The sequence below is a fragment of the Spirosoma areae genome (assembly GCF_054781775.1).
This window is the reverse complement of the sequence record NZ_BAAGTT010000027.1, coordinates 213,709-224,147: the sequence shown is the minus strand read 5'-3', so window position 1 is coordinate 224,147 and position 10,439 is coordinate 213,709. Positions and strand designations below refer to the sequence as shown.

The 10,439-nt window shown below is 56.4% G+C and carries 10 protein-coding genes; all 10 read right to left on the bottom strand.

Features of this window, described 5'->3' with window-relative positions; translation table 11 throughout:
* Positions 1 to 3: 3 nt before the first annotated feature.
* The 10 genes from ACYVI1_RS15115 to ACYVI1_RS15070 all read right to left on the bottom strand — a co-directional run bounded on the left by ACYVI1_RS15115 (position 4) and on the right by ACYVI1_RS15070 (position 10,375).
* The gene (locus tag ACYVI1_RS15115; protein WP_460911444.1) at positions 4 to 309 is read right to left on the bottom strand and encodes a PAAR domain-containing protein; all 306 of its coding nucleotides are present in this window, start codon (positions 307 to 309) and stop codon (positions 4 to 6) included.
* Positions 310 to 316: 7 nt separating this feature from the next.
* On the bottom strand, positions 317 to 2,011 hold the full coding sequence (gene vgrG / locus ACYVI1_RS15110; RefSeq protein WP_460911443.1) for a type VI secretion system tip protein VgrG: 1,695 nt from the start codon (positions 2,009 to 2,011) through the stop codon (positions 317 to 319).
* A complete protein-coding gene (locus ACYVI1_RS15105; protein ID WP_460911442.1) occupies positions 2,008 to 2,799 on the bottom strand; it encodes a CIS tube protein in 792 nt (263 codons plus the stop codon). Before ACYVI1_RS15105 ends, vgrG begins: the two co-directional genes overlap by 4 nt.
* A gap of 1 nt (position 2,800) precedes the next feature.
* Positions 2,801 to 2,983 carry a DUF5908 family protein gene (locus ACYVI1_RS15100; RefSeq protein WP_460911441.1) on the bottom strand — a complete coding sequence of 61 codons (183 nt, stop codon included), beginning with the start codon at positions 2,981 to 2,983 and terminating at the stop codon, positions 2,801 to 2,803.
* A 78-nt stretch (positions 2,984 to 3,061) separates the two neighbouring features.
* Complete coding sequence (locus ACYVI1_RS15095; RefSeq protein WP_460911440.1) at positions 3,062 to 3,523, bottom strand: phage tail protein; 462 nt, start codon at positions 3,521 to 3,523, stop codon at positions 3,062 to 3,064.
* Between the two features lie 2 nt (positions 3,524 to 3,525).
* The gene (locus ACYVI1_RS15090; RefSeq protein WP_460911439.1) at positions 3,526 to 3,999 is read right to left on the bottom strand and encodes a phage tail protein; all 474 of its coding nucleotides are present in this window, start codon (positions 3,997 to 3,999) and stop codon (positions 3,526 to 3,528) included.
* Positions 4,000 to 4,032: 33 nt separating this feature from the next.
* Entirely contained in the window at positions 4,033 to 5,667 is a 1,635-nt protein-coding gene (locus ACYVI1_RS15085; RefSeq protein ID WP_460911438.1) for a phage tail sheath family protein, read from the bottom strand.
* 13 nt (positions 5,668 to 5,680) lie between these two features.
* The gene (locus ACYVI1_RS15080; RefSeq protein ID WP_460911437.1) at positions 5,681 to 6,766 is read right to left on the bottom strand and encodes a hypothetical protein; all 1,086 of its coding nucleotides are present in this window, start codon (positions 6,764 to 6,766) and stop codon (positions 5,681 to 5,683) included.
* A gap of 1 nt (position 6,767) precedes the next feature.
* On the bottom strand, positions 6,768 to 7,337 hold the full coding sequence (locus ACYVI1_RS15075; RefSeq protein WP_460911436.1) for a Pvc16 family protein: 570 nt from the start codon (positions 7,335 to 7,337) through the stop codon (positions 6,768 to 6,770).
* Positions 7,338 to 7,564: 227 nt separating this feature from the next.
* Complete coding sequence (locus tag ACYVI1_RS15070) at positions 7,565 to 10,375, bottom strand: hybrid sensor histidine kinase/response regulator transcription factor (RefSeq protein WP_460911435.1); 2,811 nt, start codon at positions 10,373 to 10,375, stop codon at positions 7,565 to 7,567.
* Between the last annotated feature and the right edge of the window lie 64 nt (positions 10,376 to 10,439).

Sequence of the window (10,439 nt, the reverse complement as noted above, 5' to 3'; positions counted from 1 at the left end):
AAGCTAATCGCCGATGCTGACGTTGGGCGACCCGGAACTAACCTGCCCGCCAGGGTGAGCGGTGAGGTCTCCGCTGCGGGCCGCCGGAAGTCCGTTGATATGCACCCGCACCGACCCGCCCGCAATAAAGTTCGGACTATCGGGGCAAACGCAGGTGTCGTTCTGGGCTGCGGCCTGCATGTTGTTGATAAATACGGTTCGCACACCGGCAACGCTGATGAGGCCACCTACGTGCGTGCCGGTTCCACTGGAGAGCGGGGCAGTGCAGGTGTGCATATCGCCGTTGCGGGCGGCTGGTCCTTTGGGCATGGCCGGTTTAGTTTAAGTCGATTTTAGTACCTTCAATTTTGACAAAGCCGGAGGACGCTTTGAGGCTGATATTTTTGGCACTGTCCAACGTGATGCCGTCGCTATTGAGCAGGATGGAATGACCCGCCTTGTGCCTGATTTCAATTTTTTCGCCCTGTTGGCTCAGCAGAATGGAAAACCCGCTGTCATCTTCTTTGGTGTTGATGAGCAGGCTTTTCTCCTGCTCGTTAAACACCACCCGCATCCCTTCTTTGGTTACGATTCCTTTCTGGAAATTATCATTCGAGGGGTCGAATGGGGCAGCCCGCTGGTTGCTGTGAACCGCGCCGAGGATGATGGCATCGTTGGGGTCATCATTGATGAAGCCCAGAATCACCTCGTCGCCCACTTCGGGCCGGAACACAAACCCCCGGCTGGCACCGGCGTAGAGCGTGCTGAGCCGCGCCCAGATTCCCTCGGCCTGCTGCCCGGACTGGCCTGATTGCCCCGATTCCTGAACGGCGAGGTACGGAATCCGGACCTGAATCCGGTGGTTTCCTTCGCGGGTGTCGCCCTCAATATTCGAGACCACCCCCACATGCAGCCCCCGAACGCCCGGAAAAAGTCCTGCCGCTGCCGGCGTTTGAACAGATCGGGATGTATCGGCATATTCCTGCGTCGACATGCCCAACTGAATATCGGTTTGCCAGGTCCCGCCAAATACCTGGTGCATCACCCCCGACACCCAGTAGCGGCCATCATATCGATCCCCCGTGTGGGCCAGTTCGAGCGTATCGCCGGGAACCACTGGCAATCCCCGCATCCTGACCCGCCCCCGCCGACGCGACAAATCGCTCTTCGTTTGTTGGGCGGTGGCCCAGGCCCGGAGCTGCTCGCTAGCCATGTCGCCCCCGTGAAAAAGTGCGACTTTATCGGACCCGTAGAGTACCGACGAAAAATCGGCGTTGCTGCCGCCAGCGGCCTGGGCGTCCTCCTGGCTCAGTTGCTGCTGGGTATAGTCCCAGGTATTAGCCTCCACCGCTGGCCAGTGCGTGCGGGCATCCATCTCGGTTTCCAACTCGATGACGTTGCTCCCGTTGGTGGCGGTGTGGGTGGCGCGGCTGGCCACCTGGGGCCGTACCAGCTTCACCTGCCCGTTTTGCACAGCGACCAGCAACCCGTTGGCGTCGGCCCGCATCACCAGAAAATCCCAGTCGGTGCAATGGTGTTGAACCAGTTCCGGGTGCTGCGGTTGCGTGGTGGGCAGGTCGCCAACGGTCAGATTGGTGTAGTTACCGATTAACTGCCGGACGATTTCGGCATCGGTTTTGTCGTAGAAGTAGCGGCTGTGGCGAATCAGGGTGGTTTTTACGGCCACATCTTTGCACTCGATATCGAGCACCGAGGGCTTGCCGGGCCGGATTTTTACGCCGTGCCGGACAATGATGCCCTGAAAGATGGATTCCTCCTGACTTCGGTACCCCACCTGAATGTCGATCCGTTTTCCGGGCACAAACTGCGGGGAATTGCTTTTGGGAAACGGGTTCGTTCCCTGGGCAGCATCTTCAAACAGCAGCCGGGCCGTCGGAATTTTATTGAATTCCCGATAAACGGATAACGACAAAACGCCCCCGACCTGCTGCGACACGTTGGTGCCATCGATCAGGATACTGACCGTTACGTTGTCGGTGGCGGGGGGGGCGGTTGAGGACGTTGGATTCATGGTTTGGTGCGCTTGTCGATGGGCGGCAGCAGCAGGTCGGACAGCGCTGTTCCGGCCGTGATGGAGCCACTCAGAGGTTTCCGGCGAAAGTTGGTCAGGTTGTTGGCTTTGGCTATTTCTAAGTAGTAGACCGGGCTTTCATACACCTCCTGGCAAACCGTGAGCAGGGTATCGCTCTGCCGCAATTGCCGCCGACGGGTTAGGTCGGGCGAGAGCAGCGACAGGGCCGCAGCTGCCGATGCCGAGGGTTTATGCTCTTTTACTTTCAGCGTCACTTCAGCCCGCAGCGGCACTCCCGACGGATGGAACAGGTTGTAGGTGTAACTCAACTCCTCCATCACCCCATGAAAAACCAGCGTTCCCCAGTTGACGATGATGAACGGAGGACGGTGCGTTTCATCCAGAAAATTATAGACCACAGCCTGTAATTCCTTGATGCGGGCCGGTACGTAGGCCGCGTCGGGCAGCAAGCTTGTCAGGCTGGTGGTCAGCGTGCCGGTGGGGGGCACCGTGCCTGTCCCATCGAGCATAAACTTGATTTCCAGCGTTTCCGGCTCTGTTTTTTCAAACTGAAGTTCAGACCCCTCCCGGCCCGGTTCGCCGGGGTCGTGGTTTTTGATTTTCAGGCTCCGGGCAATCTGCTCCGGGTTGATCTGCACTTCAAAAACCCGCCCCAGCAGCGTTTCGGCGGCCGATGCGGCTGCCTGACCCAGACTCATACCCCCACCCGACTGGCTCTGTGGTTCTTTGAGCGAAATGATCCTGAGTTTATTGAGTTGATTTTGCATGTCAGGGTTGGGTTTGTCGTTCCAGAATGGCCAGCACCTGCCGCACACAGTCTTCGATGAGCGCGGCCCGGTCTTCGTCGGTCAACGGGGTGGTCACGGTCGGCCCGCCCCCCATCGTGGCGCCCCGGCGGGTGGTATCGTTGGCTTCCACCACCCGCACCACCAAATTTTTGATCTCGATCATGCGTGTTTGCGTTTCCCTCACCCCCGGCCCCTCTCCCACTGGGCGGTCCGCCGTTGCGAGAGGGGCCGGGGGCGAGGGTTAAACTGGGAACGACTTGGTAAAATAATTGTACTGGATTTCGATGCTTTCAACGGCTAAGCTGTTTTCTTCGGCATTGAAGGCCGACACCGACCACTTCACCGGGTAAGCATTGACGAGGTGCCAGGCCGCCAGCGGAGTGCCGGGGGCGGTGGCATTCGACGGGTCGAGCAGAAACACGTGAATGGTGCGCGGACTGAACGAGAACTCTTCCACCGCCCGGCGGCACCACGTCAGCAGCGACGAACTCACGGTAAGGCCCCGCTTGAGCACCAGCCGCTCGGCTTTTGCCCGCAGCGGCAACTGATGCACGAACCGGTTTTCGCCCCCCTCGGCCACCGACTGCGTTTCCACCGAGACCGACAGGCCCGTTACTTCCTGAAAAGCCGAGTCGTCGGGCATTCCGTCGATGCTCACGGAAAAATAGAACCCGACCGGCGGATAAAACGAACCCGTTGCCATGCTTAGATGTAGTTGACGACGAGGCCTTCGTGGGCCAGTTCGATGGTATCCACCGCCACCTCGTTGGCATCTGCTTTCATGTCGCTGAACTGAACCTTCACGGGGAAGGCGTTGGTGAGCGTCCAACTAACAATGGCGGTGTTGGTCTCGTCCATGAGTGTGATGATGACCGTTCGGCGGTAGTCGTTGCGGCTGCGGATGGAGTTGGGGGCGGTGCCGCCGTCTACCCAGCCGTAAAAATCTTTGATGCCTTTGAACACACCCCGTTTCAGGGTTACGTTGCTAAACTTACGCATACCGGGCATTTTGCGTTTGGAGAGCGTTGGGTCGATGCCGTCGCGGTATTCGACCACGTCGATCTGATAATCGAGGCCGGTCACTTCGGTGAAGCCGATGTTTTCCTCCTGGTCGATTTTTTGTTTGTCCCACGAAACCTTAAACCGGAATTTGGGGATGGGATAAAATAAGTCTGCCATCTTCGTAACTGATTAAGAGCTGGTTAAGGGTGGTTAGTTGCTGTTGGTCTGGAACTTGTGTTCGTAGCGCAGAATGATGAATTCGGCGGGCCGCGCTACGCGCAGTTTGATGTCGACAATCATTCGTCCTTCCAGAATGTCGATGTCGTTCATGGTTTCGGGTTGGCCCACAACCACCTGAAAGGCTTCGTCGGGGGTGTTGCCGAAGAGGCCACCCGCTTTCCAGATTTGAATCAGGAAATTGCTGATCATGGCTTTCACCTTAATCCAGGTGTCGCGGGTGTTGGGCACAAAGACGAAATCCTGCATAGCCTGCCCTACGGCATCTTCGATGAAGCAGAACGTCCGCCGAACTGAGATGTAGCGCCATTCGAGGTCGTTACCGGCCAGCGTCCGGGCGCCAAAAATCAGAATTCCCTTACCGGTGTAAGGCCGAATGGCGTTCACCGATTTGCCCGTTGCGGCATGAACGTTGAGGTCGGCATGGAAATCATCGTCGATCTCGATGGTGGTGCCCACGACGCCCGCCAGGCTGACGTTAGCAGGGGCTTTCCAGACGCCCTGCGAAAAATCAGTAGCGACGTATACCCCCGCTACGGCTGCGCTCGGCGGCATAATGACCGGATTTTGGCGAATAGCTTCTTTAATTTTGGAATAGATAAGGTTATTGTCGGTTTCCAGTTTGTCGAGTTTTGGGGTTGATTCAACAAACTCCAGCGTAGGATCATTCGGGTCAGGTTTAGCTGCCCCTGCGGCTGCGGCCGCTCCTGCACCGCCACCGGCTGCTGCTGCTCCTGCACCGCCAGCGGCTGCACCGGCACCGGCACCGGCTGCTGCACCACCAGCCGCAGCGGCTGCACCGCCTGCCCCCCCGTCACCAGCAGCAGCCGCTTTCTTTTGGTAGGTATTTAGGCCCACTACGATGGCGCTGTCATCATACGCATAACTCATCGTCGTTTTCAAAAACGGGAAGTAGGCCGCACCGTATTTTTTCTGGTTAATATCTGATGGCATTTTATCCCGGAAATTAGCCGTAACCTTCTCATTATCATCAATCAGGTTGTCGGGTTTTCCGGCAACGGCCTCTGCGTCTTTTACGTCAATAATTGTGACCCGATTGATGTACTTCTGGCAGTGAGCAAGAGCCGCTTTAATCACGACACCATATTTGTCAGCCGGTAGGGCTACAGCGTCGGGAAACACCAGAATTGTAATTTCCTTTGCCTTTCTGGCAACCGCCAGCCCACCGCTTAAACCATCATTACCCACAAAATCAACCTCACTTACCGCCTTTGCATAGTCGCCAATGGAGATGATGTAGCAAGGCCCGCCCCCATTGATGAAATAGAGTTGCAGCGCATAATAGAGCCGATATTTGACTTCGCCAACCGAGGTGATTTTTACGTCGACCCCTCCCCCAACGCCACTTCGGTCATTGGCCGTGGCCGTAATTACTTGTGGAGCCGCCCCACCAAACCAGTCTTCGTAGTCGCGCATGGATTTGATTCGCACGGGCTTATTGAGAACGACCTCGCCATCTTTGAGCGCAGTTTGGGTGTAGCCGATGAACACCGGCACAGCCGAGGGCACCAGCGCTACCGAAGGGGGCAGGGTTGGCACTTCTATCGTAAGTACACCCGGCATTCGGGTATCAGGTAATGCTGCCATTGGAACAAAGGGTTTAGATGGTGAAAAATAAGGTTGCGTTTTGCGTTTGGGGCGTTGGCACAGGCAGGGCATTGGAGCCACCTGTATAGGTAAGGCGCATTTTAGGAGCCAGATGCTCGACAATGGGCAGGGCAGCCGCCGACTGAAAGAGGTACACCGCCTTCACCCGATCATCTTTTTTGATGGTTTCGATCAGTTCGGTATCGGCGGCATCGGGTAGGGCAATGGGCGCAAACGCCATCGCGCCCGGAAAAGGAGCGCCGGGACCGGGCGTCGAATACGTTACGGTCAGATCGGGGGTGCCATCGTCGTCGGGTGGGCCGAGTTTACTTTTTACGTCAATCAGCACATACCGCCACACCCGTTCGCGGAGTTGCGAGGCTATGCCATACTGGAGAGGAGCAGCCGGGGTCTGGTCAAGGAATAAGTCGATAAGGCCGAAAAACACCGGACTGGCAGCCACTTCGTCGCTCAGGTACGCAGTTTCGATAACGGGTGCACTCCCATCGGTTTTTGCCCAGATCAGGCTATAGGAGCCGGGGACGGGCTGGCTTATTTTCAGCGTTTCGAGGTCGGTCGTAATGGGTTCTGTATGCACGGGTTTCTGGCCGGAACCGGGCACCATCCGGCTTAGGGTGAGCGACTTATACACGCCCTTCTCGAGCGGGAGGCTGAGTTGCTGCTTCCGCACAGGGGGCAGTTTGTCGGCGGGGGCAACAAACGCACCAGCTGTCAGGGCGATTTCTCCGGTAGCGGCATCGGCGGCTTTGGGTTTCCCATCGGCGGGGTTCAGGTTCGTGAAATAGAATGGCCCATTAGCGCCCCAGTTGCTCACGTTGGGCAGCAACGGATTTTTCAGCGATACCAGAAACGTGAGCACTATCGGCTCGTCGAGGGGCATTGTCGGCACGGCAGGCTCGTCTTCCCGGCCCATCAGCATAAACTGCCGGTCGTCCTGCCGCGCTACCCAATTGTAGGTATCGAGCAGGGCCTGGGTTGCCCGCGTGGGCGTCAGCACAAAGTCGGGGCTGAGGCTGTCCTGATAAAACGGGTGCCTGAACTGCACCGATGCGAGGGGAGCGTAGCGAAGTCGGAGCATATCAGTTGACGCGTTCGGTCGTTTGAATATCCACGATGACCCTGCCGCCAGCGGGTGGCGTTTCCTGTACCGCCACCAGCCGGGCTTTATACAGCACCGATGGCATGTATTTGCCGCCCAGCACGGTCCAGAGGTTATTGAGGTTCTCAAAACCAATGTTGTGCATGGTGAAGTAGACATCGTAGGGCAGGCCCGCTGCGGGGTCGTTCATGGCGATTCGCTTGTTTACCTGAAAAAACTGAATCACGTAACCGATGCGCTTCAGGGCTTCTTTGTACTGAACGAAGTTGGCCGAAAACAGCAGGTACAGATTCAGGAACAGCGTTGGCGACTGCGTAACGAACGACGACCCGATTTGCTGCACCGGGTAGTTGTTTCGGAGGGTGTTCTCCTCTTCGACGTTGATGAGGGTCAGAATGATATGGTCTTCCAGTGAATCGACACCGGGGGCATCGGCCTGTCGCTCATGCCTGGCAACATCGGCGGGCAGCACCAGGCCGAAATTGTCGCCGAAAGACGCCAGATAGTCATTCATCTGAGCGGTTATCTGATCAATTGCAACATCTATCATACCGGCAGGGAGTGAATTACAGAGCCAGCCACCACGGGCTGCGTGGGGGCACGGTTAATCAACAAACTGATTCAGGAATGACGAGCGGGGATAGCAGACAACAATTTGTTGCTCAGCTTGATGGATGAAAGGTATTCGTTGACTTAGCCCAGGCAATGAACTATTGAGTAAACGGCAAATAGCTTGAGGGAACGTGAGCGGAGGAGTGGTCGCCGGCACCTACATACTCAGACGTTTACCGGCGACTTTCGATACTCGGACGGGGTTTTCCTGGTATGCTGCTTGAAGAAGGTAGTGAAATAAGCAGGTGAGTTGAAACCGGTTTCATCGGCAATTTCGGCCATTGATTTATTGGTTTCCCGGAGCAGATACTTTGCTTTTTTCACCCGAATTTCGGCAACATAATCGCTGACGTTCATATCCAGCAACGCCTGCACTTTGCGGTAGAGCTGCACCCGCGAGAGGCCCATATCCCGGCTTAGTTTCTCAACGCCAAAGTCGGTATCGGTCAGGTTTTGTTCGATCAGCGCGGTGAGTTCGTTCAGGAATTTTTTATCCTGCCGATTGCCCGAACCCGACTGCGACAGGAAATCCGACGCGTAGCGCCGTTGCCATTTTTCGCGGTTGGCCAGCGTGGTGCGGAGGGTTTCGAGCAGATACAGCGTATTGAACGGCTTGGTGATGTAGGCATCGGCTCCGGCGCGGGTGCCTTCGATGCGCTGCTCCATCTGGCCTTTGGCGGTTAGCAAAACCACCGGAATGTGTGATGTTCGCAGGTCAGCTTTCACCCGCTGAGTCAGTTGCAGCCCGTCCATCGGTCCGTCGCCACGGCCGGGCGAATCCACGCGGGGCGAATCCACGCCGGGCGAATCCACGCCGGGCAGCATGATGTCGCTGATGATCAGGTCGGGAATTAGTTCTAATATCCGCTCCCACCCCTGCTCAGCGGTGCTTTCGGCCACAATATCGAATTCCTGGCCTAAGCGGGCAGTTAGAAACATTCGGAGTTCGTCGTTGTCTTCGATAACGAGCAGTGTGCCAGCCCGTTTTGCCGGCAGGCTACCTATGTCATTCGCCGATTCTTCGTCATTATCCAGCAAATGCTGTCGATTTACCGGGGTGCCCAAATCCGCCCCCCCAGGCGTAGGCCCGTCCATTTCTTCGGGGGTTAGGTGTTGGTTTCCTAATGGCAGCCGAATGGTGAATGTGGTACCTTTGTTTGGTTCGGACTGTACGGAAATGTCACCCTGGTGCAGTTGAATAAACTCCATGGATAGGGCCAGGCCCAATCCTTTCGACAGGTTGAAGGGCCTGGCTCCGCTGTAGAACAAATCAAAGGCGTGGGCCTGCTCGTCGGCGGTCATGCCTGCGCCATTATCCTGCATCTGAATGCGTACCTGCTGGTCAGCTACGTCCAGCCGAACGTGAATCAGCCCACCTTTTGGTGTGTATTTGAAGGCATTCGCGAGCAGGTTCACGATAACCTTGTCTAACTTCTCCCCGTCGAACCAAACCGGCAAGGCAGGTAAGGCCGACATAAACTGCAGATCGATGCGTTGCTTTTCGGCCTTGCGTTTGAAGTCCTGAACGATGTCCTGAATAAAGGCAATCAGGTCTTGTTCGGACGTGCGTAATCGTTGTTTGCCCGCATCCGTTTTGCGGAGGTCGAGCATCTGATCAATCAGGCGCAGCAGCCGATACGCATTCTTCTGCACCAGGGACAGATTACTTTTGAGGTCGTGGGGGCTAACCGTTTTTTTGCTCAGCAAATCTTCGGTTGGGGTCAGAATCAGGCTCAGGGGCGTGTTGAACTCGTGGGAGATGTAGGAGTAAAACCGGAGTTTTTCCTCGGTGGCGAGTCGGGCCTGAGCAGATACGGCTTCAATTTTATCCTTCTGCTCGCGGATTTCCTCATTCTGTTTTTCGAGCGTCTGGTAGGCGGCCTGTTTCGACCGAAACAGGTACAACGCCCAGGCACCCAGCAGAATAACGATGATCAGACTGGCCAGCATCAGGTAAAGCGTATTCTTTTGCGAGGCATAGGTTCGGGTGAGCTGGTCGATGCGCTGGATTTGTCGCTCAATATCCTGTTGCTGCTCAATCACCTTCTCGTTCTGGAATTTCATAATCCGCACGTTTGTCGAGTCGATGAGGGTAATCGGCAGGCGATTTTCGCGTTTGAAGGGTTGCTTTTGCAGGATGGCCACCGCCGTGCGAATGGCTTCTTTGCCGCCAGTCGGGTAAAGCACCGTAGCGCTTAAAATTCCCCGCTCCACCAGGTCGATGCCTTCGTTTTTACCCGGCAACCCATCCACCCCGATGATTTTTACCCGCTTTGCGAGGCCCAATTTTTGGCATACAGCATACGCTTTAAGGGCGGTGCGGTCGTTTTGGGCAAAAATAAGATCGACGGCGGGCTGGGCAGCCAACAACTGGGTCAGTTTTCCGGCAAACGACCGCTTGTCCCAGTCGCCTTCCAGTTTGCTAACGACCCGGATGCCGGGATGCGGGTTGATGGCTTCCATAAACCCCCGATGCCGGTCGATGTCGGCCGACGACCCCGGCGACTCGCCAATCTCCACCACATTACCCGTGCCATGCAGCAGCGCGCTGGCATAGGTACCGGCGGTTCGGCCCACCTCCACGTTGTCGGCTCCAACATAGGCCGTGTACTGGTCGGAGGCTGTTCGCCGGTCCACCACAATCACCGGAATGCCCTGTTGATAGACTTTTTCGGCGATGGGCGTAATGGGCAGGGCCGCATTGGGCGACACGATCAGCAAATCGACGCGCTGATTGATAAGCTCCTGAATTTGCCCGGCCTGCTTCTCGCTTTGCCCGCCAGCCTCTTTCACAATGAACTCAATTTCGGGATTGAACGACAACTCCCGGTTCATGTTCTCCCGCATGGTTTTGCGCCATGTATCCGCTTCAGTACGCTGCGAAAAACCAACCCGAAACGTTTTATCGCTGGTGGATGAGGAGGTACACGCCACCAGTAAGAGCCAGAGGCTTAGCAGCGAATAACCCGTTTTCATTCTCATAAACCGGTTGACTGAAGCACGCATAAGAGAAAATCAGTTTTTTCGGTAGTGTCCAGCG

Excerpts from the sequence above, each read along its gene's own strand:
- ACYVI1_RS15115 (WP_460911444.1), bottom strand. The coding sequence starts at position 309 with ATGCCCAAAGGACCAGCCGCCCGCAACGGCGATATGCACACCTGCACT.
- vgrG (WP_460911443.1), bottom strand. The coding sequence starts at position 2,011 with ATGAATCCAACGTCCTCAACCGCCCCCCCCGCCACCGACAACGTAACG.
- ACYVI1_RS15105 (WP_460911442.1), bottom strand. The coding sequence starts at position 2,799 with ATGCAAAATCAACTCAATAAACTCAGGATCATTTCGCTCAAAGAACCA.
- ACYVI1_RS15100 (WP_460911441.1), bottom strand. The coding sequence starts at position 2,983 with ATGATCGAGATCAAAAATTTGGTGGTGCGGGTGGTGGAAGCCAACGAT.
- ACYVI1_RS15095 (WP_460911440.1), bottom strand. The coding sequence starts at position 3,523 with ATGGCAACGGGTTCGTTTTATCCGCCGGTCGGGTTCTATTTTTCCGTG.
- ACYVI1_RS15090 (WP_460911439.1), bottom strand. The coding sequence starts at position 3,999 with ATGGCAGACTTATTTTATCCCATCCCCAAATTCCGGTTTAAGGTTTCG.
- ACYVI1_RS15085 (WP_460911438.1), bottom strand. The coding sequence starts at position 5,667 with ATGGCAGCATTACCTGATACCCGAATGCCGGGTGTACTTACGATAGAA.
- ACYVI1_RS15080 (WP_460911437.1), bottom strand. The coding sequence starts at position 6,766 with ATGCTCCGACTTCGCTACGCTCCCCTCGCATCGGTGCAGTTCAGGCAC.
- ACYVI1_RS15075 (WP_460911436.1), bottom strand. The coding sequence starts at position 7,337 with ATGATAGATGTTGCAATTGATCAGATAACCGCTCAGATGAATGACTAT.
- ACYVI1_RS15070 (WP_460911435.1), bottom strand. The coding sequence starts at position 10,375 with ATGAAAACGGGTTATTCGCTGCTAAGCCTCTGGCTCTTACTGGTGGCG.